Raw genomic sequence first — 26,271 nt, 5'->3', positions numbered from 1 at the left:
TCCAACTTATTTTCCCGTAAAAATCACATTAGCAAATTCAGCTTCAATATGAAAATTAATTATTTATTCTTAATCGGGTTATGCTCTGTAATGAGATTGAGTGCACAAGATTTTCCTTTTAGAAATCCGTCGCTTAGTTCGACAGAGCGAGCAAAGGATTTAATTTCACGATTAACTCTTGAAGAAAAAGCGACATTAATGTGCGATCAATCGGATGCAATACCCAGACTAGGAATTAAAAAATTCAATTGGTGGAGTGAAGCTTTACACGGTTATGCTAATAATGATAATGTGACGGTTTTTCCGGAACCTATTGGAATGGCAGCCTCATTTGATGATCAGTTAGTTTATTCTGTTTTTGATGCCGTTTCTGATGAAGCCAGAGCTAAATACAACCAATGGATTAAAGACGGGAATGAGAATAAACGTTTTTTGAGTCTGTCGGTTTGGACGCCAAACGTGAATATTTTTCGAGATCCACGTTGGGGACGTGGACAGGAAACCTATGGAGAAGATCCTTATCTGACTTCTCGAATGGGAGTATCAGTTGTTAAAGGTTTGCAAGGTCCTGTGGATGCTAAATACCGAAAACTGTTAGCCTGTGCCAAACATTTTGCCGTTCATTCCGGACCAGAATGGAGCCGACACGAATTGAATTTGAATAATATAAATCCTCGTGAATTATATGAAACTTATTTACCAGCCTTTAAATCCTTAGTTCAAGATGCCGATGTGCGTCAGGTTATGTGTGCCTATCAACGTCTTGACGATGAGCCTTGTTGTAGTAATACCAAGCTTTTGCAGCGAATTCTTCGAGATGATTGGGGTTTTAAATATTTAGTGGTTTCTGATTGTGGTGCAGTAACCGATTTTTATACTACTCATAAAGTATCTTCAGATGCCGTTCACGCTGCATCGAAAGCCGTATTGGCAGGAACTGATGTAGAATGTGTATGGGAAAAATATCCGTTTAAAGAACTTCCAGCTGCTGTTGCCAAAGACTTAATCAAAGAATCGGATATTGATAAAAGTTTACTACGTGTTTTAGTGGGGCGTTTTGATTTGGGCGAAATGGATGATGATGCGATAGTTCCTTGGACACAAATCCCGGCATCGGTTCTTAATAGTAAGGAACATCAACAGTTAACGCTTGAAATGGCTCAAAAGTCAATGACGCTTTTGCAAAATAAGAACAACATTCTTCCATTGAATAAAGGAATAGACAAAGTAGCTGCTATTGGCCCAAATGCCGACAATGAACCGATGTTATGGGGGAATTATAACGGAACGCCTGTTAAAACAATTACCATCAAAGACGGTATCGAATCAAAAGTTAATGCTAATAAAATCTTTTTTGATAAAGCTTGTGATTTAGTTGAGGATAAGGTAACCCAATCTTATTTTGACCAATTTTCATTTGATGGAAAAAAAGGAATGAAAGTTACTTATTGGAATAATCCAAATAGAGAAGGAGCAGCTGTTATTTCTCAGCAAATTCTAAATCCAATAAAAATGACTACAGCCGGTCAGCATGAGTTTGCTTCAGGAGTTAAGTTAGAAGGATTTTCAGCTAAATTTGAAACAGAATATTTAGCCAAACAAACTGATAATCTTGTTTTTAAGACAGGAGCTGCGGGAGTTTTTGAATTGTATGTAGATGGAAAATCAATTGCAAAATATACTAACTGGCGAACCATTCCGAGTAATTTTCCTTTTGCGGTTGAAGCAGGAAAAAAATACAAGATTGAAATTCTTTATGCTCAATCAAATAATTGGCAGGCAAATTTGGAATTTGATTTTGGAAAAGAATATGATATTGATTTTACCGGATTAATTCAAAAATTGAAAGGAATTGACACTGTAGTTTTTACAGGAGGACTTTCTACCTTATTGGAAGGTGAAGAAATGCCAGTTTCGTATCCCGGTTTTAAAGGTGGAGATCGTACCAATATTGAACTTCCTGCTGTTCAAAGAATGTGTTTGAAAGCACTGAAAGCGGCTGGTAAAAAAGTAATTTTTGTAAACTGTTCCGGGTCTGCCATTGCGTTAACACCAGAAACTGAAAGTTGCGACGCCATTTTACAAGCTTGGTATCCGGGCGAAGCTGGTGGACAGGCTGTTGCTGATGTGCTTTTTGGAGATTATAATCCGGCTGGGAAACTACCCATTTCATTCTATAAAAACTCGGATAAATTAGGCGATTTCGAAGATTATTCAATGAAAAACCGTACTTACAGATATACCACAGATGTTTTGTTCCCTTTTGGTTTTGGTTTGAGTTATTCAAAATTTACAATTGGTTCAGCCAAATTGAGCAAAACCACTATAAAATCTACTGAAAATACGCAGTTAAGTTTTCCAATACAAAATGTTAGTAAACGAAATGGAACAGAAATCGTTCAGGTGTATGTTCGAAAATTAAATGATGTTGATGGTCCTTTGAAAACATTAAAAGCTTTCAAAAGAATTGATTTAAAAGCGGGTGAAAAACAAAATATAACCATCGATTTACCTTCTTCTTCTTTTGAATTTTATGATGCTAAAACGATGGAAATGGCAGTAACTTCAGGAGAATATGAAGTCTATTATGGCAATAGTTCAGATGCCAAAGATTTAAAAATGAATAAAATAGTTATTCAATAATACAAGGGAAAATCATTACGCCTAAATACTAAAATAGTATCATTATGTTTTTTAAATCAAAATTTTTTGCTCCCATTTTTTTAATGCTGCTATTCAGTTTTAAGAGCATCAATACGGGTTATACTTTATATAAAGATCGTATTTCGATACCTTTAAGTGAAGGAATATTGAATATAATTCCGTTGACAAACAATTCGATTAGAATTCAAATAAATGGAGAAAATATAAAGCAGGATGAAGAATTAATTTTAGTTAATAAATTGCCAGTGCCTGCTTTTAAAGTTACTGAAACTAACGATGAAATTCAGTTGAAAACAGCTTCTATAACGGTTTTGTACAATAAAAAAACCAAAGCATTGAACTTTAAAGATGGTAAAGGGAATGTTTTTTTAAGCGAAAAAGCAGAGAGCAGAAAAATGGCTGCAAGCAATGTAAATGGAAATCCGTGTTATATAGTCGAGCAGAGTTTTAATTCTCCTGAAAATGAATATCTTTTTGGTTTGGGACAATTTCAGGATGGACATTATAATCTAAAGGACATCAGCCAAAAATTAACTCAGGTTAATACACAAATTGCAGTTCCTTTTTTATACTCCAATAAAGGATATGGAATTCTTTGGCATCAATACGGACTTACCGAGTTTAATCCAAATGATAATTTGATTACACTTACCAAAAGTGAAAAATCATCGGATAACAATAAGGAAGTTGAGGTAACCACAACAGCAGGAACTCAAAAAATATCGCAAAGACAAGCATTATATATGGGGAAATTTAATGTAGATAAAGAAGGACAATATTCCATTATGTTGGATTTAGGCGATATGGACAGCCGTCATTTGGTTGTTATTGATGATAAAACCATTATCGATCAATCTAATTTATGGTTGCCACCGGCAGTTAGTGAGTTAGTGAATTTGAAAGTAGGAGAACACTCGGTACAAATCGTTTGTAATGCTACAAATAAGCCAAAGTTGTCTTTTAGAAAAACGGATAATTCAACCACTTTTCGTTCAGTAAATGCTAAAGCTTTAGATTATGTGGTTTTCAAAGGAAAAGATACAGATGAAGTAATAAAATCGTATCGAAGTGTTTCAGGACAAGCACCAATGTTACCTTTATGGGCTTATGGTTTTTGGCAATGTCGTGAACGTTATACGTCCAGCGAACATTTAATTAATACAGTTAAAGAATTTCGTGAAAGGAAATTGCCATTAGATGTAATTGTACAGGATTGGCAATATTGGGGAAGTAATGGTTGGGGTGTACCGCAATTCGATGAAAAAAACTACCCAAATCCCTCCGGTTTTATCAAAGAACTACACGATTTGAAATCTCATTTTGTAGTTTCTGTTTGGTCTAATCCGGATAAAAATTCTACCATTGGTAAAAAATATGTTGAAAACGGAATGTACATTCCCAACACCAAATGGCTGGATTATTTTAACCCTGAAACGGGAAAAGCTTATTGGAATACATTAAACCAAAATTTATTTTCAAATGGTGTTGATGGTTGGTGGATGGATGCAACAGAGCCGGAAAATGATGCTTTGGTTGGTACTACAACACATCAAGGTCCTGGCGATTTTTTCCGACTTACGTATCCATTATTTGTGAGTAAATCGGTTTATGAAGGACAGCGAAAAACAAATCCTGAAAAACGCGTAACGATATTAACACGTTCTGCATTTGCCGGTCAACAACGTTTTGGAACCATCAATTGGTCTGGAGATATTGGTGGAACCTGGGATGGTTTTAAAAGACAAATTGTTTCCGGAATGAATTTTACTTTAACAGGAATGCCGTATTGGACAACTGATATTGGTGGTTTTTTCCGTCCAGGCGGAGGACAATACAAGGATGAAAAATTTCAAGAGTTGCTAACCAGATGGTTTCAATGGGGAGCATTTAGTACCATATTTAGATTACACGGCTATCAAACTGAAACCGAACCTTGGAAATATGGTCAGAAAGTGGAAGGCAATATGAGAGAAATGTTGAATTTTCGTTACCAATTGATGCCGTACATCTATTCTGAAGCCTCTAAAATTAAAACGGGTTCCACTTTTATGAGACCGCTGGTAATGGATTTTCAAAATGATGAAAAAGCAGTGAATCAGCCTTATGAATATCTGTTCGGCAAATCGTTTTTAGTTGCTCCGGTTATTGAATCAGGAGTTGCTGATTGGAAAGTGTATTTGCCAAAAGGGACCAAATGGTTTGATTTCTGGTCTGAAAAAAGCTTTGATGGAGGTCAGGAAGTTAAAGTAAATGTGCCTTTAAACAGAATTCCATTATTTGTAAAAGCGGGTGCTATAATTCCTTTTGGATCAATAATGCAATCGACCAATGAGAAGAAATGGGATACTCTTGAAATTAGAATTTATGAAGGAGCTGATGGAGAATTTACACTTTATGAAGATGAAGGGGATAATTACAATTATGAAAAAGGGAAGTTTGCGACAATTACCTTTAAATGGAATGATTTGAAGAAAACCTTAAGTATCAGTGAGCAAAAAGGCTCTTTTTCCGGGATGATAAAAGAAAGAAAATTTAAAGTTGTAAAAGTTTCTTCAAACCTAAAGCTACCAAACACAACGACTGAAAAATATGTTGATTATAAAGGAAATAAAATTTCAATTAAATTATAAAAAATGAATACAAAAATAAATAGTATTGTAGCGATTTGCTTATTTACAATGACTGCTTTTAATGGAATGGCTCAAAGCAGTATCAAACAAAAGCCAATTATCCAAACTAAATATACTGCTGATCCTGCACCAATGGTACACAATGACACCGTGTTTTTATATACTTCACATGATGAGGATGATGCAAAGGGATTCAAAATGAAGGATTGGTTGCTATACACTTCAACCGATATGGTGAATTGGACTGAACACGGTGTTGTAGCCTCTCTAAAAGATTTTAGTTGGGTAAAACCTGATAATGGTGCCTGGGCGATTCAATGCATCGAAAGAAACGGTAAATTTTACCTTTATGCTCCCATGCACGGACAAGGAATAGGTGTATTAGTTTCGGATAGTCCTTATGGCCCATTCAAAGATCCATTGGGTAAAAGACTAGTCTATTCAGATCATAACATTTGGGACGATATAGATCCAACTCCTTTTATAGATGATGATGGTCAGGCTTATTTGTATTGGGGAAATCCAAGTTTGTATTATGTGAAACTAAATGAGGATATGATTTCTACTTCAGGTGAAGTTGTAAAAGAACCTACTAAACCTAAAAATTATCAAGAAGGGCCGTGGGTGTATAAACGCGCAGGACATTATTATTTATCTTATGCTTCAACTTGCTGTCCGGAGGGTATAGGATATGCAATGAGTAATTCCCCCACAGGTCCTTGGGAATATAAAGGCATGGTGGTGGAAGCCAGTGAAAAAACCAGAGGAAATCACCCAGGTATTATTGATTACAAAGGAAAATCGTATGTTTTTGGTCATAGTTATGATCTTTTAAAAAGAGAAACTTCCACTTTTTATGAAAGACGTTCTGTTGATATGGACGAAATTATATATAATCCGGATGGTACTATTCAAACGCTTTCTTATTGGTCAGTAGATGGTCCGAAAGCCGTTGGTACAATCAATCCTTTTAAACGGGTTGAAGCTGAAACAATGGCTTGGAGTGAAGGAGTGAAGTCAGATAAAAATGATAAAACAGGAGTCTTTGTAAATCAAATAGACAACAACGATTACATAGAAGTACAGGCTGTTGATTTTAATAAAGCACCAAAAAGTTTTCAAGTAAGTGCAGCTTCTTTGACCGGAGGGAAAATAGAAATCCATTTAGATACTAAAGAAGGGGAACTTCTGGGTGTTTGCGATATCAAAAGCACAGGTGATTTAAACAGTTGGAAAGAGTTTAAAACTAAAGTTAAGAAAGTAACAGGAGTACATAATGTGGTTTTTGTATTCAAAGGAGATGGAGCATCGTTGTTTAATTTAGATTGGTGGATGTTTCAATAATCGTGTCGGATAATCAGTAAATTTTCAATTAAAAAATACAAATTAATATGAATTTAAAAAAAACTAGCCTTTTATTTTTATTGGTAATTCCAATATTGGGAATGGCGCAAAATCCTATCGTCCAAACCAATTACACAGCCGATCCGGCACCAATGGTATATAATGGCAAAGTGTATTTATATACCTCTCATGATGAAGATGAATCGACTTGGTTTACCATGAACGATTGGAAATTATACACCACCGAAGATATGGTCAACTGGACAGATCATGGTTCGGTACTATCCTATAAAAATTTTAGCTGGGCTAAAATGAATGCCTGGGCTATTCAATGTATTGAGCGGGGAGGTAAGTTTTATTTGTATGCTCCAATAACGGATAATCAGGGTAAAAATGGTATTGGAGTAGCGGTTGCCAATAGTCCTTATGGTCCTTTTACAGATCCGTTAGGAAAACCACTAATTCAAAACAGTAATGCTGATATAGATCCAACTGTTTTTATAGATGACGATGGACAAGCCTATCTTTTATGGGGAAATCCGGTGTGTAATTATGTGAAATTAAATGAAGATATGATTTCTTATGATGGAGAAATACAAACATTTCCTAATACAATTGAATCTTTTGGAAAACGCGAAGGAAAAGAAGATGCTCGAAGACCTACCACTTATGAAGAAGGACCGTGGTTGTATAAGAGAAACGAATTGTATTATTTGTTTTTTGCAGCAGGCCCTATTTCCGAACATATTGGATATTCAACAAGTAAAACGCCTTTGGGGCCATGGAAATATCAAGGAGTTGTAATGCCTACTCAGGGCGGAAGTTTTACAAACCATCCCGGAGTTGTTGATTTTAAAGGGAAGTCTTATTTCTTCTATCACAATGGAGCTTTGCCCGGAGGAGGAGGATTTACTCGTTCAGTAGCTGTTGAGGAGTTGCTATTTAATCCAGATGGTACAGTCAAACAGTTGTATATGACCGAAGGAATTAAAAAAAGTCTCGCAACTGTTAATCCTTATACTAAAAATGAAGCGGAAACTATGGCTTGGTCAAAAGAGGTGAAATCAATGCAAAACGAACAAGTTGGTGTTTTTATCACAGCGATGAAAAATGATGCTTTTACAAAAGTGAAAGAGGTCGATTTCCGTAAAGATGGGGCGTCCAAATTTATGGCGCGTTTAGGTACCACTCATAATGGAAATGTGTCTATGGAAATACGATTAGATAGTATAGACGGAGAATTGATAGGAACGATAAAAGTCCCAATGACTGGTGGAAATGATCGTTGGGCAATAGTGAAAACGGAGGTCAAAAAAGTGACAGGAATACACGATGTCTATTTTGTTTATAAAGGAAAAGCTTCCAGCAAAATTATGTTTTTTGATTATTGGATGTTTTCTAAATAACTATTTATGAAAATTTATTTCATTCTATGTTGTTGAATTTTAATCTGTTGTTGTTTTTATTTTTAAATTAGTATTTCTTAATTAAACCTATCAAATAAAACAGAGTCTATTATATTTATATTTGTTTTTTAAGATATAAATATTTGAAATAAAAAAAATACGTTAATAAATAATTAATTTATGATAAATTCAGGGTATGTTTTATGTTTTTTTCTATTGAGTTTTTTTGCTTTAAAAGCGCAATCGGTTGTGGAAAGTCCGGATGGAAAACTTATGGTGTCAGTTGCTGTAAATAATGGGATGCCAACGTATAGTGTTTCTTATAATGCAAAAGCGTTTTTAGAAAAATCTCCTCTGGGTTTGAAAACCAATGTTGGTGATTTTACTTCGGGATTACTTTTAGGAGCCAATGTGATTCAAAACAAAATTGATGAAACCTATGAGTTGGCTAATATAAAGCAAAGCAAAGTACATTATGTTGCCAATGAAGCGGTATTTTCTTTTACTAAAGACGGTAAAGCTGCTATTGATGTAATTTTCAGGGTTAGTAATAATAATGTAGGTTTCAAGTATAAAATACATCCACAAAAAGAAGCTCGATCTTGTGTAGTTCAAGAAGAAGCTTCTGGTTTTTCACTACCAGAAGGAACTACTACTTTCTTGTGTCCGCAGAGTAAATCAATGGTAGGTTTTGCTAGAACAATGCCTAGTTATGAAACGTCCTATACTTTGGATGCTCCAATGGGAAAAAACGGAAATGGTGACGGATACACATTTCCTTGTCTTTTTAAAGTCAATAATAACGGATGGGTTTTAATTTCCGAAACAGGAGTTGACAGCGGTTACTGCGGAAGCAGATTGATGGGGCAAGAAAAGGGATTATATACTATAGGTTTTCCAATGGCAGGTGAAAATAATGGCAATGGTACAACAGTTCCCGGAATTCCGCTTATGGGAGAAACACCTTGGAGAACCATCACAATTGGCGAAACATTGGCACCAATAGTAGAAACAACCATTCCGTTTGACTTGGTTAAACCAAAATACGAAGCTTCTCAAAAGTACAATTATACTAAGGGTTCCTGGAGCTGGATTATGAAAATGGACAGCAATACCACTTTCCCGGTTCAAAAACAATACATTGATTTTAGTGCTGCTATGGGATATGAAACCGTTTTAATTGATGCGCTCTGGGACACACAAATAGGAAAAGATAAAATTACTGAGTTGGCTCAATACGGTGCGAGTAAAGGAGTTGGGTTGTATTTGTGGTACAATTCCAATGGCTATTGGAATGATGCTCCACAAGGTCCCAGAGGAATCATGGACAATACCATTATTCGTCGTAAAGAAATGGCTTGGATGAAAAGCATTGGAGTAAAAGGAATCAAAGTTGACTTTTTTGGTGGAGACAAACAAGTAACCATGAAGTTATACGAAGACATTCTGGCCGATGCCAATGATTTTGGCATTATGGTTATTTTCCACGGTTGTACTTTACCTAGAGGTTGGGAGCGTATGTACCCAAATTATGCGGCAAGTGAAGCTGTTTTGGCGAGTGAAAATCTATATTTTGGTCAGGGAAGTTGTAATAATGAAGCCAAAAATGCTTCGATTCATACTTTTATTCGCAATGTGGTAGGAAGTATGGATTTTGGAGGAAGCGCTTTAAATGAATTTTACAATAGTGAAAATACGCCAAACAAAGGTTCCAAACGAATGACTTCAGATGTTTATGCTTTGGCAACAGCCGTACTATTTCAAAGTGGGGTTCAACATTTTGCTTTAGCGCCAAATAATTTAACTGACGCTCCTGATTGGGCAATTAACTTTATGAAAGAAGTACCAACAATCTGGGATGAGGTTCGCTATTTAGATGGTTATCCGGGTAAATATGTGGTACTTGCCCGTCGAAAAGGAGCAAAATGGTATATCGCTGGAGTAAATGCTCAAAAAGAAACATTGAAACTTAAAATGAAATTACCAATGATTTCAGTAGGTTCGGAATTAAAGCAATACACAGATGATGAGCAATTAATCGGGAAAGTAAGTAGCATCAAAATGAACAAAAGTCAATTAGTTGAAATCACAATTCCTTGTAATGGAGGTGTGTTAATGGTCAATTAAGAAATAAATACTCAAAGTAAGATGAATTTTAAATCAATTTTTAGAATAGAAATGATGCTGATTTTTATGATTAGCAGTATTTCTTTTGCTCAAAACCCTCTTATTCAAGATCAATATACCGCTGATCCTTCTGCAAGAGTATTTGGTGACAGAGTCTATGTTTTTCCTTCGCATGATATAGTGGCTACCGAAGGAAAAGGGCGCAAAGATTGGTTTTGTATGGAAGATTATCATGTGTTTTCTTCGGCTAACTTAACTGATTGGACAGACCACGGGATGATAGTGCAACAAAATAAAGTGCCTTGGGTTAAGCCTGATAGTTATAGTATGTGGGCTCCGGATTGTATTGAAAGAAATGGCAAGTATTATTTCTATTTTCCAAGTACGCCAAAAGATACCATTAATTCTAAAAGAGGCTTTACGGTAGGTGTTGCTATTGCTAATCAACCTGAAGGATCCTATATTCCGGAACCTAATCCGATAAAAGGAATTAGTGGAATTGATCCAAATGTTTTTATTGACAAAGATGGACAAGCTTATTTGTATTGGTCTGGAGGAAATATTTTTGTTGCCAAGTTAAAAGAGAATATGACTGAGTTGGAATCAGAAGTAAAAACCATCGAAAATCTTCCAACCAAAGGGCTAAAAGAAGGGCCGTATCTATTTGAAAGAAACGGAATTTATTATTTGACTTATCCTCACGTTGAAAATAAAATTGAACGATTGGAATATGCCACCGGCGATAATCCATTAGGACCTTTTAAAGTTGCGGGTGTCATTATGGATGAATCGCCTACAGGTTGCTGGACAAACCATCATTCGATTATTGAATTTAAAAAGCAATGGTATTTGTTTTATCATCATAACGATTTATCTCCTGAATTTGATAAACTAAGATCCATTAGAGCCGATTATTTGTATTTCAATCCGGATGGAAGCATTCAAAAAGTCGTTCCAACTTTGAGAGGAGTTGGAATTACGAAAGCGACAAATCCAATTCAAATCGACAGGTATTCAAAAATAAGTGATAAAGGAAGTTCCATTTCTTTTTTAGATAATTCGAATTCCTTTGAAGGTTGGAAAACAACTTTCAATCAATCAGATGCTTGGATACAGTACAATAGCATTGATTTTGGAAAGAAAAAATTAAAGTCAGTATCTGTAAGAGCTATGTCAGAAAAAGGAGGAGTATTGCAAATTCGTACTAAAGGAATCGATGGTGCCGTCATTGCTGAGGTAACAGTTCCTAAAAATAGTGAATGGGTTGAAGTAAAATCACCATTATTACAATTTGATTCAGGAGTTCAAGATGTATTTGTTGTATCAAAAAACGACAATCAAGTTGAAGTTGATTGGGTAAAGTTTGAATAAATAAAAAAGAAGATTATTAACATACATATTTTTTAAAAAATGAAAAAAACGCAATTATTATTTTTATCCACCATTATGGGGTTGTTTTTTGGGACAGGCGTTAACAGCCAAACCAAGAAAAACACCTCTAAAAATCCAGCTGTATTTTCAAAGGTTGTTTATCAGGGTGATGATGATATTTATAAAAAAAATCCATTAAAGGCGGATGAATTTTATACTCCGATTTTGCAAGGATGTTACCCTGATCCTGCAATTACTAGAAAAGGAGATGATTATTATATGGTATGTTCTTCCTTTGCGATGTTTCCCGGAGTGCCTATTTTTCATTCTAAAGATTTAGTGAACTGGACTGATTTGGGAGGTGTACTTAATAATGTTAACGAATTCAATCCACACGATACAGGTATTAGTGCCGGAGTTTATGCACCGGGAATTACTTATAATCCGCACAATGATACTTTTTATATGATTGTAACGGCTTTTTCGGGAGGTCTTGGGAACATTATTGTAAAAACAAAAGACCCAATGAAAGGTTGGGGGAGTCCAATTAAATTAGGTTTTGGAGGAATTGATCCATCTATATTTTTTGATGATAATGGAAAAGGGTACATTGTTCATAACGATGCTCCGGACAAAGGAAAAGAATTATACAATGGACACCGTGTTATTAAAGTTTGGGAATATGATGTTGACAATGATAAAGTGATTCCGGGAACGGATAAAATTATCGTGGATGGGGGAGTAGATCTTTCAAAAAAACCTATTTGGATTGAAGCACCACATTTGTACAAAAAAGACGGAAGTTATTATTTAATGTGTGCCGAAGGCGGTACAGGAGGTAATCATAGTGAGGTAATTTTTAAAAGCAATAGTCCTAAAGGTCCTTTTATCCCTGCACCAAGTAATCCAATATTAACGCAACGTTATTTTCCGAGAGATAGAGCCAATAAATACGATTGGGCTGGACACGCCGATTTAGTTAAAGGACCTGGCGATAAGTATTATGGCGTATTTTTAGGAATTCGTCCCAATGAAAAAGACAGAGTAAATGCAGGTCGTGAAACTTTTATGTTGCCTGTGGATTGGTCTGGAGAGTTTCCTGTTTTCGAAAATGGATTAGTTCCTTTAGAGCCAAAATTGAAAATGCCTAAAGGTGTTACTGAAAACAAAACCGGAAAAGACGGATTTTTCCCGAATGGTAATTTTACGTTTGCAGAAAACTTTACTTCTCCAAGATTAGATTACAGATGGATTGGTTTGAGAGGACCGCGTGAAAACTTTGCTACAGTAACTAAAAAAGGACTGCAAATCAACCCATTTGCGGTAAGCATTAAAGAAGTGAAACCTACTTCTACACTTTTTCACAGACAGCAACACAATAGTTTTTCTTTCTCAACAACAGTTGATTACAAACCGGTATCTGAAAAAGATTTGGCAGGTATTACATGTTTGCAAAATGAAAAATTCAACTATGTTTTTGGTGTAACTAAAAAAGGAAATGATACTTATATTTTATTGGAAAGAACAGAAAAAGGTCAGTCTAAAATTATTGCAAGCACTAAAATTGACCTTAAAAAACCGCTTCGTTTACAAGTAAAAGCAACTGGAGATAATTATGAATTTAGTTATTCAACCAATGGTGTTGATTTTACAAATTTAGGTGGAGCAGTTTCAGGTGATATTCTTTCTACAAATGTGGCTGGTGGTTTTACAGGTGCATTGATAGGTTTGTATGCTACATCAGCTAATGATGCTCAGCCTAATTAACAAATAATTCTAAATCCTAACAGGTTTTTAAAACCTGTTAGGTGTCTTTTGGGATGCCAAATTTTTCAATCAACCTTGTATTTCCATAATAGAATAAAGTCATATAAAATGCAGCTTATGAAAAACATAAAATTTTCAGTATTCCTTTTCTCGTTTGCTTTTGTAGCTCACATATCAGCGCAAAATCCTTTTGTTCAAACCAACTTTTCTCCTGATCCCGCGCCAATGGTTTACAACGGAACAGTTTATACCTATACAGGAGATGATATTCCGGGTTTTGATTTTTACTATATGACCAAATGGCGCGTTTTTTCATCAAATGATATGGTAAATTGGACTAATCACGGAGTTCCTATTTCGTTAGAATCTTTCAGTTGGGCCCGAGATCGTGCTTGGGCGGCACAATGTATTGAGCGTAATGGTAAATTTTACTGGTACATCTGTGCGCAAAGTGATAAAAACGATATGGCGATTGGTGTTGCTGTTGCAGATAGTCCGACAGGTCCTTTCAAGGATGCTATTGGCAAACCATTAATTATAAATGGTAGCTGGTCAAACATTGACCCTACAGTTGCCATTGACGACGATGGTCAGGCTTATTTGTATTGGGGAAATGGTAGTTTGTTTTATGTGAAGTTAAACAAAGATATGATTTCATATTCTGGCGATATTGTTACCGTTCCCTTGAACAATGAAACTTTTGGAGGTAGTAGAGAAAACAGAAAACTGGGTATCGAAAACAAAGATACTTTTATAGAAGGGCCTTGGTTTTACAAGCGAAAAAATAAATACTACATGATGTTTGCCGGTATGGGTAAAGGAGGCGAAACGCTTTCTTACTCTATGAGCGATGGTGCAACAGGGCCTTGGAAATACCAAGGAAAAATAATGGAAGATCAAAAAACCAATAGTTTTACCAATCACGGTGGCATTATTGATTACAAAAACAATTCTTATGTTTTTTATCACACCGGACATTTACCTAATGGAGGAAGCTACGGAAGAGCGTCAAGTGTAGAGCAATTTAATTACAATGAAGACGGAACCATTCCTGCAGTTACCGCTACAAAAGAAGGTGTAAAACCAGTTGGATTCATCAACCCTTTCAAGCGTGTGGAAGCTGAAACAATGGCCTGGTCTGAAAAATGTTCCATTTCACAAAATGACAAGGTTGGCGTATTTGTTTCATCTGCTCGTCTAAAAGGGTATATTAAAGTTCGAGAAGTGAATTTTGAAAATCAGTCTCCAAAGTCTTTTTCAGCTTCGATTGCAGCAGGTCTCGATGGTGGTATTTTAGAAGTGCGTGCTGATAGTGTTACGGGGCCAATTATAGCTTCAATAGACGTGCCTCGAACTGGAGGTTGGGAGAAATTCAAGTTGCTTTCAACTAAAATTACATCAGAGATTAAAGGAACACACGATATTTATTTTTGCTTTAATGGTCACAACATTACTGCAGGGCGCGAATTATTTAATTTCGACTATTGGATATTCAATAAAGAGTAATCTCAAGTTAAAAAATACAATAGGAATACATTACATAATTTCAATTAGCTTAATTATTTAACATTAAAATATTATGGTCAAAAAAACAGTAACAACTTTACTTATGCTAATGGCATTTGTAACATTTGGATATACTCAGGATATTACCGGAAACTGGAAAGGAACGGTTAATGACCAATTTGAAGTCAATTATACTTTTAAAGTTGAAGGAGAGAAATTAACAGGTACCTCAAAACGCCCAGACGGGAGTGACAGACCAATATCCAATGGGCTAATTAAAGGCGAAGATCTTTCTTTTTCTATTGACATTATGGGCAATTCAATCCAAATTAAAGGCAAAATAAAAGCAAACGATGCTGATAAAACAAAGGCTGAAACGATTGAACTTTTTTTCGCAATCAATGGAAATGATGTGAGTTATGTTTTATCTCCGGTGAAATAATTTCATCAATTGCAATGAATTAGTTGTGTCGGTTATTGAATAAAAACAAAATAAGCCTAAAGTAGTTCTATTTAGGCTTTTAAAAATTCATAGGCGGCAAAAAAAAGCAAATCAACCAAAGTATTAACAGACTTATTTGTTTATAAACCAAAAAATAGAATTATGATAAATAAAAAATGGATCACAAGCTTAATCTTAAGTGGAGTGCTGACTACCAGTCTTTTTGCTCAGGATAATAACAATTCGTCATCTCTAAAAACTTTAAAACAAGCATTTAAAGGGAAGTTCTTGATAGGATGTGCCGATGATTTAAGTTCGAATTCCGAAGCCTATCAAGCAAGTATCAGAGCACAATATGATATTGTTACGCCAGAAAATTGTATGAAACCACAGCCTATTCATCCTACCGAAGATACCTACAACTTCGTAACTACCGATGCAATGGTTGATTGGAGTAAGAAGAATGGTTTAAAGGTTTGGGGGCATACCTTGGCTTGGCATGGTCAAACCCCTCAGTGGTTTTTTCAAGATAAAAGTTCAGCTTCCGGAGAAATAGCTCCAGCTGTTGCACCTGCCCCAACTGCGACTACGCCAACAACGAGTGCTAATGGCCCTCGCCGCAACAGGGGTGAGATTACAGGTCCGATCGCGAGTAAAGAAGTCGTTTTGGAACGTTTAAAAAAACATATTGCGACTGTGGCTGGACGATACAAAGGACGAGTTGTTGGCTGGGATGTCTTTAATGAATCGATTGCCGATGGCGGTGACGGCAAAACAGAAAATCTTCGCACTTTCAGTTGGTATAAATATGTTGGTCCCGAAGTTATAACAATGGCTTTTAAGTGGGCACACGAAGCAGATCCCAAAGCGCAGTTGTACTACAACGATTATAATATTGAACAAGGTGCAGTTGAAAACAAAGGGAAACACGCCAGTTCTATGTTATTACTCAAGCGACTTATTGCAGAAGGTGCTCCAATCACCGGTGTTGGAATTCAGGGACATTGGCACTTGGATACTAATTTAGCTGATGTTGAAAAAGCTATTGAAAACTATGCGTCTCTGGGCTTGAGAGTTTCTATTACTGAATTAGATGTAACTGCAACTGGAGATAATAGTGGTGCTATGGGAGTAAATCAAGGAGAGAAAAAAATCCCGGCTGAGAACTATCAAAAGCAAGCAGAGGTATATAAAAAGTTGTTCGAAATTTTTATGCGTCATTCAGATGTAATCGACCGTGTAACTTTCTGGGGATTGAGTGATACTAAATCTTGGCGTAGAGGGCAAGATGCGCTTTTGTTTGATGGAGAGTTGAACCCTAAGCCAGCCTACAAAGCAGTTATTGAGACAAGTTTGACTAAATAAATTCTGTTAATATCAAAACTAGTTTAATTAAATACTAAACTTATAATGAGTTTAAGAGGTTAATCAAAGAGTAACTTTTAAGCACATTTTCAGCAGCAAAATAGAATAACATATAGCAGGATTCTATTATTTAATATCGAATAAATGAAGTAGAATAGATAAGCTGAGCAATAATATTTTATATATTTACACAATCGGTTGTAATTTTAAAATTAATATGAAAAAAATAGGCCCTTTTTTTAGTGTAATTCTTATTAGTTTGGTTTTCTTAGGTTGTACTACAAAAACGAATAAAAGTAAAAACACTACAACATTAAAGACTTCATATAAAGATGCTTTTCTAATGGGTTGTGCTGTTAATGAAGAAGTTTCGTCAGGTAAAGATAAAGTTTCACAAAAAATTATTTTAGAACAATTTAATACCATTACACCTGAAAATGTAATGAAAGCGGAGGTAATAAATCCTGAACCAGGAGTTTATAATTTTAAACCAGCAGATGACTATGTTGCCTTTGGTCAAAAAAATCATTTGTTTACCTTAGGACATACTTTAGTTTGGCACAATCAAACTCCAGCTTGGTTTTTTCAAGATAAAAATGGAAATCCTAATACACCCAAAGCCCAAATCGAACGCTTGCGAGAGTACATCAAAACAGTGGCAGGAAGATATGCTGGAAAAGTGCAGGCCTGGGATGTGGTGAACGAAGTGATTGATAATGATGGATCGTATCGAAGTACAACGGCTTGGGTAAAAAGTGTGGGAAGTGGAGATGAATTAGTAAAAAATGCTTTTAAGTTTGCTAGTGAATATGCACCTAATACCGAACTTTATTATAATGATTTTAATGTTTGGCGACCAGAAAAAAGAGATGGAATTATGCGCCTAGTAAGAATGCTTCAAAAAGAAAAAATAAGAATTGATGGTGTTGGCATTCAAGGGCATTGGGGGCTCAATTATCCTAAAACAGAATATATTGAAGCGGCAATAGATTCTTTTGCTACTCTTGGTATAAAAGTGATGATTACAGAGTTGGATGTAGATGTATTGCCGTTAACCAAAGAGGGGCAAATTATAGGTACAGGAATGTTGCATCCGCAGTTTCAATTAGAAGAATTCAAGACATTCTTGGATCCCTATCAAAAAGAATTACCTGAAGCACAACAAAAAGCATTGGCTGACAGATATGCTGAATTATTTGAGATTTTTTATAAAAAAAGAGATAAAATAGATCGTGTTACAGTTTGGGGATTGCACGATGGTATGTCTTGGAAAAATGATTACCCTATTGACAAAAGAACGAATTATCCGTTGTTGTATGATAGAAACAAAAAACCAAAACGGGCGTTTGAAGCCGTTGTGAATGTTCCTAAAAAATAATTTGGTTTTAGTAACAACAAACAGACTTCTAAATAGAAGTGCCTTTATCACATCAATAACAATTAGTACTAAATCATCACAAATTTTAAAAAATATATAACATACATTATATGAATCTTCAATCCAGAATAAAACTTTATTCGTCTTCACTAGTATTGTTTTTAGTGGCAAGTACATTTGGTCAATCCATTAAAAAAAGCGACCAGAGAACTCCGGCTAATTATGTTTTAAATCAAATGGAAGCGAAGGCTTTTACAATTGTGGCGAATGGCAAATCAACTTCAATTTATGTTGATCCAAAGGATTGGAAAGGTGTGATTCGTGCTGCAAAAGATTTAGGTGACGATACCCGAAAAGTAACTGGAATAGCTTCTCCAGTCTTTGAAAATGGCAAACCTGAAAAAAACTCAATTGTTGTGGGAACTATTGGTAGAAGTAGCATTATCGATAAATTAATTGCGACTAAAAAAATTGATGTTTCCAGTATAAAAGGTAAATGGGAATCATTTTTAATCCAGACTGTTGATGGTCAGTTAGTAATTGCAGGCAGTGATAAAAGAGGTACTATTTATGGTATTTATGATATTTCGGAAAAAATAGGAGTGTCCCCATGGTACTTTTGGGCTGATGTACCCGCTAAAAAAGCAAAAGAGCTTTACATCAAAGCAGGTAAATATTTTCAAGATTCTCCAAAAGTAAAATACCGTGGAATTTTCATCAATGATGAAGAGCCTTCGTTTGCTCAATGGGCGAGAGGAGCTTATGGCGGAATTAATTCTAAGATGTATGCCACCATGTTTGAATTGCTTTTGCGTTTAAAAGCCAATTATTTGTGGCCGGCAATGTGGGGGAAGTCGTTTAATGAAGACGATCCGCTTAATCCGGTAGTTGCTGATGAATATGGAATTGTAATGGGAACTTCACATCACGAACCGATGATGCGTTCTCAAAAAGAATACACGGATAGAAAGAAGGAAATAGGTGAATGGAATTTTGAAACGAATGAAAAAAACATTAGTCAATTTTTTTATGATGGATTAGAACGTAATAAAAATTTTGATAACCTAATCACTATTGGAATGCGTGGTGAAGGTGATGTGGCAATGGGAGAAGGCGATGATTTAAAGAACATCCAAACTTTACAAAATGTGATTAAGAAACAAAGAGAAATTATTCAAAAAGTATATAATGATACTCCTGAAAACCATCCTCAGGTTTGGGCCATATTTACAGAAGTGCAGCGTTATTATGATGCGGGATTAAAAGTTCCCGATGATGTAATTCTTCTGTTTTGTGATAATAATTGGGGACAAATTCGTCGTACATATCCAGAAAAAGAAAAAGTGAAAAATAGAATAGGTGGCGGTGGACTGTATTATCATATCGATATGAACGGAGGTCCTTGGAACGACCGTTGGATCAATACAACTACAATTCCTAAACTACAGGAGCAATTTAATCTGGCTTACCAATCAGGACTTGATAAATTATGGATTGTCAATGTTGGTGATCTTAAACCTAAAGAACTTCCTATTGATTTTATTATGCATTTTGCTTGGAATCCAGATGCGATTCCTGCTAATAAAACATTGGATTATACAATTGATTGGGCTAGCAAAATATTTGGAAAAGAAAATGCTGTAGAAGTAGCAGATATCGTATCTAAATATGCTAAATACAATCTTTGGCGTAAGCCAGAAGTACAGGTTGCTAATGTTTTTAGCATCGTTAATAACCACGAATCGGATAGCGTTTTACAACTTTGGAGAGCAGTAGCTGATAAAGCAGATCAATTGAAATCAAAAATCCCTGCCGATGCTCAAGATGCTTATTATCAATTAGTATTGTATCCTGCAAAAGCTTCGGCAGGTGTCGCTGAAATGTATCTTGCATCCGATAAAAATATGCTTTTTGCCAAACAAGGCAGAGTGAGTGCAAATGATTTCTACAAACGTACCCAAGAACTTTTTGAGGAAGACAAAAAATTAAGTGATTATTATAATACTATAATGTCTAATGGGAAGTGGAAAAATATGATGAGCGATGTTCATATGGAATATAAAATGTGGTCAATGCCTAAATCCAATGTAATTCCTCAAATAAAAGAAGTTACTCCTTTATCAGAACCAACGATGGGAGTAGCCATAGAAGGATCTGAATTGTCTTGGCCAAATACTACCGATAAAGCGATATTGCCAGTATTTGACGGATTGGCTAAATCCAGCTATTATATTGATGTGTATAATCGGGGTCTTGGAAAGTTTGAATTTACTGCTAAAGCAAATAAAACTTGGATTAAATTGAGTCAGTCTAAAGGGACTGTAGAAAAAGAAACCCGCATTGAGGTAGCCATTGATTGGAATGCTTTAGCAGATGGTACTTTTGACGGTTTGATTGAAATTAGCCAAGGGAACAAAACGATACCAGTGCAACTTAATGTTGTAAAAACAGCAGCCCCAAAAATTAATGAACCTTATTTTGGAAGTTTAACAGGAGAATTTTCTATACCTTCAAGTAAGTACAATGCAAGTGTTCCGGGAAAATTTGCAAAATGGGTTACTTTGACCGATTTAGGAAGATCGGATGCTAGTATGGGAATCAGTCCGGTAACAGCTCCAAGTGCAACTCCAGAATCAGCACCTCGGTTAGAATATAAAGTGCTTCTTTCAAAAAAAGGAAAAGCTACTGTTTGTTTAGGGATGCTCCCAACTCAGGATATAAATCCAGCCAGAGGATTGAGAATTGCTGTGGCTTTAGACAATCAAACTCCGGTAATTATCGATGCCCGAAAAGGCTTAGTAGATACTTTTGGAGAATACACACCCAGTAATTTAGCACATTCAAAAGTGTTAAAGCCGCTTCCTCCTTTAAATAAGGATATTTATTTAAATGGAAATGCTAAACAACGTCGAAGTGAAGTCTTTGATAATTTAAGATGGTTAGATACAGAGCTACAAGTTGATGAGCCAGGAATTCATACATTAAAAGTTTACATGATTGATCCGGAAGTAGTTCTGGAGAAAATTGTTGTGAATCCTGATAATGCACATTCAAGCTATTTTGGACCGATTCCGATGCAACATAATGTGAAATAATTTTATAAAATTAATGTAATTAAAACGATGAATAAAAATTCAATTTTATTATTATTTGCTTTAGTTTATTGTGGTTGTATTGCACAACAAACAAAAAAAAGTGATAGTACACCATATACAAATCCTATGATGTGGGCTGATGTGCCCGACATGTCTATTACACGATCAGGAAGTGATTTTTATTTGATTAGCACTACTATGCACCTTATGCCCGGAGCTCCGGTTATGACGTCTAAGGATTTGGTACATTGGGAAATAGGTAGTTATGTGTTTAATCGTCTTACTGATAATTCTAAATATGATTTGCTGAATGGTACCGTTTACGGACGCGGACAATGGGCATCATCTATTCGTTATCATAAAGGAAAATATTATGTTCTTTTTTCACCTAATGATGAACCATTCAAGTCCTATATCTATGTAACAGATAATCCTAAAACAGGAAATTGGAAATTGGTCACAAGAACAAAACATTTCCACGATGCTTCATTGTTTTTTGACGACGATGACCGCGCTTTTGTTTTTACTGGAACAAAGATAATTGAGTTGAATAAAGATCTTTCGGATGTAAAACAAGGAGGAATTAATCAGGATATTTTTCAGAAAGATGCTGACGAAACAGGGCTTTTAGAAGGAAATCAGGTTGTTAAGTATAACGGAAAATATTATTTGCTTATGATTTCCTGGCCAAGGGGTAAACCTCGCCGACAAGTTTGTTATAGAGCCGATAATATTACCGGACCATATGAAAAAAAGGTAATTCTGGAGGATAATTTTGCTGGTTTCCCTTATGCAGGACAAGGTTGTGTTATTGATGATAAAAATGGTAATTGGCATGCTTTAATTTTTCAGGATCGCGGAGCTGTAGGACGTGTACCTTTATTAATGCCTGTACGTTGGGAAGAAGGCTGGCCAATGTTAGGAGATAAAAATGGAAAAGTGCCATTGACTGCCGAAGTTCCTCTAAAGCCGGTTGATTCTGGAAAACGTATTGTAGAAAGTGATGATTTTTCTAAGAAACAACTAAAAATTAATTGGCAATGGAATCATAATCCTATTGATAATGCCTGGTCATTAACAGAGCGAAATGGCTTTCTTAGATTGAAAACAGATAGAATTGTTACTAATTTATACGCTGCGCCTAATACTATTACACAACGTATGGAAGGACCAAAATGCAGTGGAATAATAGCAATGGATATTTCTAAAATGAAAGATGGAGATGTGGCTGGCTTTAGTGCATTTAACGGACATTCAGGACTTTTATCTGTTGTTATGGACGGTAATAAAAAGTATTTGACAATGTCAACGAATGTTGTTGATTTAGATAATAAAACAAAAGCAATACTTAATGTTGAGGTGGATGAAAAAGCACGTGTTGAATTAGCTAAAAACCTTGTTTATCTGCGTATTGATGGTGATTTTAATTTGAATAAAGACTTGGCTACATACTATTATAGTTTCGATAATAAAAATTGGACTAAAATAGGAGCAGAGTTTAAAATGATTTTTGATTATAAAAAACTTTTTATGGGAACCAAGTTTGCCATTTTCAATTATGCTACAAAGACTACCGGAGGCTATGTTGATGTCGATTTTTTCAAATATGATAGGAATACGAAGTAATTTTTCAATTTTAAAAAAGGTAAAGATGAAAAAAAGATATTTTAAATATTTATTATTTTTTAATCTCTTCATTTTTGTTGTAGGATGTAAATCCAATCAGTCATTAATAAAAGAGACTAAAAAAACAAGTACTCTAAATTGGGTTGGTACATGGGCTACAGCACAAATGTTGGTAGAGCCTAATAATATGCCGCCGGCTCCCGGACTTACAGATAATACACTCAGACAAATTATCAGAGTTTCGATAGGAGGAAAGCAGATGCGATTGCGTTTTTCAAATATATTTAGTGATCAGCCCACGGTTTTAAAATCGGTGAGTATTGCAAATGTTGTGGAAGGAGCTGTTATTGACGGAAAATCTCAAAAAACACTTAGCTTCAATGGAAATGCTGGTATAACAATGAATCCTGAACAGCAAGTTTTTTCAGATGCCTTTGATTTTGCTTTACAGCCTGGCCAACTTTTGGCCATTACGATTCATTATGGAGCAACTTCGCAAAAAACATCAGGACATCCGGGCTCTCGAACTACTTCTTACATTTTAGAGGGAGATCAGCTCAATAATGTAGATTTTGCTGGAGCAATAAAAACAGATCATTGGTATTCCATTATGGAGGTAGATGTAATTGCTCCTAAAGAATCGGCAACCATAGTTTGTTTAGGTAATTCCATTACCGACGGTCGTGGATCGGGAACGAATAAACAAAACAGATGGACAGATATTTTATCTGCTCGTTTATTAGCTGATAAAAGTACAGCGAATATTGGAGTTTTGAACTTAGGAATTGGAGGGAATTGTGTCGTTAGAGGAGGATTAGGACCTACGGCATTGAATCGTTTTGACAGGGATGTGTTGTACCAAGCAGGTGCAAAATGGTTAGTTCTTCTCGAAGGGATAAATGATATTGGCGGAATTAAACGGGCAGAAGATGCTCCTGTAAGAGCACAAGAACTGATTGATGCTTATAAAGTAATGATTGACAAAGCACATGCTAAAGGAATTAAAGTCTATGGTTGTACTATTTTGCCATTTGCAAAATCTTTTTATGATGCGCCATTCAAACAAGAAGCAAGAGATATTGTAAATGCCTGGATTCGAAATAAAACCAGTGGTTTTGATGCTGTAATTGATTTTGATAAAGCTATGGTTTCTGAGCCTGGTTCTAAGACTATTTTATCCAATATGCACGACAATGATTTTTTACATCCCAATGAATTAGGTTATAAAAGAATGGGGGATATGATTGATTTAGAATTGTTCAAATAACTACAGTATTAGTTTTTTGCTATCGACAAATTAGAATTTTGAAATAACAAATTATAGAAAAAGATGAAAAAAGAAATTAAAAATTATGTTTTAGTATTGGTACTAATCTTAGTGGGGCAACATTCTTATTCACAGGATAAAAATTTTCAAATTTATTTGAGTTTTGGACAATCGAATATGGAGGGTGCTGCTAAAATAGAACCTAAGGACACAGTTGAAGTTGATGGTCGTTTTCAGGTTTTGGAAGCAGTAAATTGTCCGGAATTGGGTCGTGAAATGGGAAAATGGTACACAGCCGTTCCACCATTGTGTCGATGCAAAACAGGTTTAACACTCACGGATTTTTTTGGAAGAACAATGGTCGAAAATCTTCCTAAAAAGGTAAAAGTAGGAATCATTAATGTAGCTGTTGGAGGTTGCAAAATAGAACTTTTTGACAAGGATAAATATGAAAACTATATGACGACAGCTCCTGATTGGATGAAAGGGATGGTCAAAGAATACGATGGAGATCCTTATGGCAGATTAGTTGAAATGGCAAAAAATGCTCAAAAAAGCGGAGTGATAAAAGGAATTTTGTTACATCAGGGAGAGTCAAATACGGGGGATACACTTTGGACAAAAAAGGTCAAAATTGTTTATGATAACTTGATGAAAGATTTGAATCTCGATCCTAAAAAAGTACCATTATTGGCTGGAGAAGTGGTTAATGCTGATCAAGGCGGAATATGTGCCAGTATGAATACAATTATTGCTACGCTTCCGGAAACTATTCCTAATTCTTATGTGATTTCATCTAAAGGATGTACGGATGGTAAAGATAATTTGCATTTTGATGCTGCCGGATACAGAGAATTAGGAAAACGATATGCTAATAAGATGTTGACTTTGTTAAAATAGTAGTAAGAAAAACAGCAGTACAAAGAGATTAAAATACTATTGATTACCAACCAAAATAAACCAATTAATTGAATGAAAAACCACAAGTATTTATATCCAGATATTCATAAAATAGGTTTGTTTTTAACGGCAATTTTATTCTCTTCTATGTTTTTTGCTCAAACTAAAAAATCAACGAGAACATTCGAAAATATTAAATACAGAAATATTTTTTTAGAATCAGGATATAAAAAAGAAGCTATTGACAAAAAACTTTCAAAAGCCTATTATGATATTTTTGAAGGACCTAATAGTGTTTATTTTACTGTTGGAGATACAATGGCTTATGTGTCTGATGTAAAAAATAAGGATGCAAGAACTGAAGGTATGTCATACGGAATGATGGTTGCTGTCCAGCTGGATAAAAAAGATGTTTTTGACCGGATTTGGAGGTTTTCAAAAACCTATCTTCAGCATCAAAGTGGTCCAAGAGAAGGCTATTTTGCATGGAGTTTCAATCCGGTTACAATGAAACAAAATTCTCCGGGTTCAGCATCTGATGGAGAATTGTATTATATAACCAGTCTTTTATTTGCTTCTAATAAATGGGGAAATGACACAGGAATCAATTATTACAAGGAAGCCAGACGCATATTAGACGCTATGTGGAAAAAAGATGGGACGGGAAATATTTACAATCTTATCAATACGGAACACAAACAAATAACTTTTGTCCCTGAGGGAAATAGTTACAATTGGACAGATCCATCCTATCATTTACCTGCTTTTTATGAAGTTTGGTCGGAATATGCCAAAGATGGTCATGAAGAATTTTATAAGGCCTGCGCAGATACTTCAAGAGTATTTTTTCATAGAGCAACACATCCTGTAACAGCGCTTAATTCCGATTATACTGAATTTAGTGGAGAGCCTCATCCTACACGTTGGATGCCGGCAGGATTTCGATATGATTCCTGGCGTGTTCCTATGAATATTGCTATGGATTATGCTTGGTTTGGTAAGGACAAAAAATGGCAGAAAGAATATGCTGTCCGTTTCCAAAATTTTCTAAGATCAAAAGGTATGGATACTTATGAGGACCAATTCAATCTTGACGGTTCAACACCGGAATTTATTTTACAAGCAGGTCCAGTGAAAAAACTAAGACATTCTATTGGGTTAGTTTCCACTGCAGCAACGACAGCATTAATAAATGATGAAAAGGGAAGTTTAGATTTTGTACACGCTGTTTGGAATGCGAAGTTAGAACCTTATGAGGATGGTTATTTTGACCCTTATTATGATGGTTTGATGTATCTTTTTAGTTTGATGCACTTAAGCGGAAACTATAAAATAATCACACCACAAGTGCATTAAATTTTATTACAAGGAAATAAAAGAAAT

The 26,271-nt window shown here is 35.3% G+C and carries 16 protein-coding genes; all 16 read left to right on the top strand.

Annotated features, from left to right (window positions below; all coding sequences use genetic code 11):
- Window positions 1–48: 48 nt before the first annotated feature.
- The 16 genes from xyl3A (at window position 49) to IEV84_RS12510 (ending at window position 26,244) form a co-directional block, all read left to right on the top strand.
- Window positions 49–2,643, top strand: a complete 2,595-nt coding sequence (gene xyl3A, locus IEV84_RS12585) for a xylan 1,4-beta-xylosidase (protein ID WP_188494616.1) — start codon at window positions 49–51, stop codon at window positions 2,641–2,643.
- Window positions 2,644–2,687: 44 nt separating this feature from the next.
- A complete protein-coding gene (locus IEV84_RS12580) occupies window positions 2,688–5,294 on the top strand; it encodes a glycoside hydrolase family 31 protein (protein ID WP_188494615.1) in 2,607 nt (868 codons plus the stop codon).
- A gap of 3 nt (window positions 5,295–5,297) precedes the next feature.
- Window positions 5,298–6,638: a glycoside hydrolase family 43 protein gene (locus IEV84_RS12575; RefSeq protein ID WP_188494614.1), complete on the top strand. Its 1,341-nt coding sequence runs from the start codon at window positions 5,298–5,300 to the stop codon at window positions 6,636–6,638.
- A gap of 47 nt (window positions 6,639–6,685) precedes the next feature.
- Window positions 6,686–8,044, top strand: coding sequence for a glycoside hydrolase family 43 protein (locus IEV84_RS12570; RefSeq protein ID WP_229732680.1), 1,359 nt, complete (start codon window positions 6,686–6,688; stop codon window positions 8,042–8,044).
- A 180-nt stretch (window positions 8,045–8,224) separates the two neighbouring features.
- Window positions 8,225–10,171: a glycoside hydrolase family 97 protein gene (locus IEV84_RS12565; protein WP_188494613.1), complete on the top strand. Its 1,947-nt coding sequence runs from the start codon at window positions 8,225–8,227 to the stop codon at window positions 10,169–10,171.
- A gap of 21 nt (window positions 10,172–10,192) precedes the next feature.
- Window positions 10,193–11,542 (top strand): family 43 glycosylhydrolase, encoded by a 1,350-nt coding sequence (locus IEV84_RS12560; RefSeq protein WP_188494612.1) that lies wholly within the window; start codon window positions 10,193–10,195, stop codon window positions 11,540–11,542.
- Window positions 11,543–11,581: 39 nt separating this feature from the next.
- Window positions 11,582–13,309 (top strand): glycoside hydrolase family 43 protein, encoded by a 1,728-nt coding sequence (locus tag IEV84_RS12555; RefSeq protein WP_188494611.1) that lies wholly within the window; start codon window positions 11,582–11,584, stop codon window positions 13,307–13,309.
- A gap of 117 nt (window positions 13,310–13,426) precedes the next feature.
- Window positions 13,427–14,815 (top strand): glycoside hydrolase family 43 protein, encoded by a 1,389-nt coding sequence (locus IEV84_RS12550; protein WP_188494610.1) that lies wholly within the window; start codon window positions 13,427–13,429, stop codon window positions 14,813–14,815.
- A gap of 73 nt (window positions 14,816–14,888) precedes the next feature.
- A complete protein-coding gene (locus IEV84_RS12545; protein ID WP_188494609.1) occupies window positions 14,889–15,257 on the top strand; it encodes a hypothetical protein in 369 nt (122 codons plus the stop codon).
- A 162-nt stretch (window positions 15,258–15,419) separates the two neighbouring features.
- Window positions 15,420–16,622: an endo-1,4-beta-xylanase gene (locus tag IEV84_RS12540; protein WP_188494608.1), complete on the top strand. Its 1,203-nt coding sequence runs from the start codon at window positions 15,420–15,422 to the stop codon at window positions 16,620–16,622.
- Between the two features lie 217 nt (window positions 16,623–16,839).
- Window positions 16,840–18,000: an endo-1,4-beta-xylanase gene (locus IEV84_RS12535; RefSeq protein WP_188494607.1), complete on the top strand. Its 1,161-nt coding sequence runs from the start codon at window positions 16,840–16,842 to the stop codon at window positions 17,998–18,000.
- A 110-nt stretch (window positions 18,001–18,110) separates the two neighbouring features.
- Window positions 18,111–21,095 carry a glycosyl hydrolase 115 family protein gene (locus IEV84_RS12530; protein ID WP_229732679.1) on the top strand — a complete coding sequence of 995 codons (2,985 nt, stop codon included), beginning with the start codon at window positions 18,111–18,113 and terminating at the stop codon, window positions 21,093–21,095.
- A 27-nt stretch (window positions 21,096–21,122) separates the two neighbouring features.
- Window positions 21,123–22,721 (top strand): glycoside hydrolase family 43 protein, encoded by a 1,599-nt coding sequence (locus IEV84_RS12525; protein WP_188494606.1) that lies wholly within the window; start codon window positions 21,123–21,125, stop codon window positions 22,719–22,721.
- Window positions 22,722–22,746: 25 nt separating this feature from the next.
- A complete protein-coding gene (locus IEV84_RS12520) occupies window positions 22,747–23,988 on the top strand; it encodes an SGNH/GDSL hydrolase family protein (RefSeq protein ID WP_188494605.1) in 1,242 nt (413 codons plus the stop codon).
- Window positions 23,989–24,051: 63 nt separating this feature from the next.
- On the top strand, window positions 24,052–24,888 hold the full coding sequence (locus IEV84_RS12515; protein WP_188494604.1) for a sialate O-acetylesterase: 837 nt from the start codon (window positions 24,052–24,054) through the stop codon (window positions 24,886–24,888).
- A 72-nt stretch (window positions 24,889–24,960) separates the two neighbouring features.
- Window positions 24,961–26,244 (top strand): family 8 glycosyl hydrolase, encoded by a 1,284-nt coding sequence (locus IEV84_RS12510; RefSeq protein WP_188494603.1) that lies wholly within the window; start codon window positions 24,961–24,963, stop codon window positions 26,242–26,244.
- Window positions 26,245–26,271: the final 27 nt, after the last annotated feature.

This window comes from Flavobacterium palustre (genome assembly GCF_014639535.1).
Classification (GTDB): domain Bacteria; phylum Bacteroidota; class Bacteroidia; order Flavobacteriales; family Flavobacteriaceae; genus Flavobacterium; species Flavobacterium palustre.
Note: the sequence above shows the minus strand (reverse complement) of the source record. Positions and strands in the feature narration are given on the sequence as shown.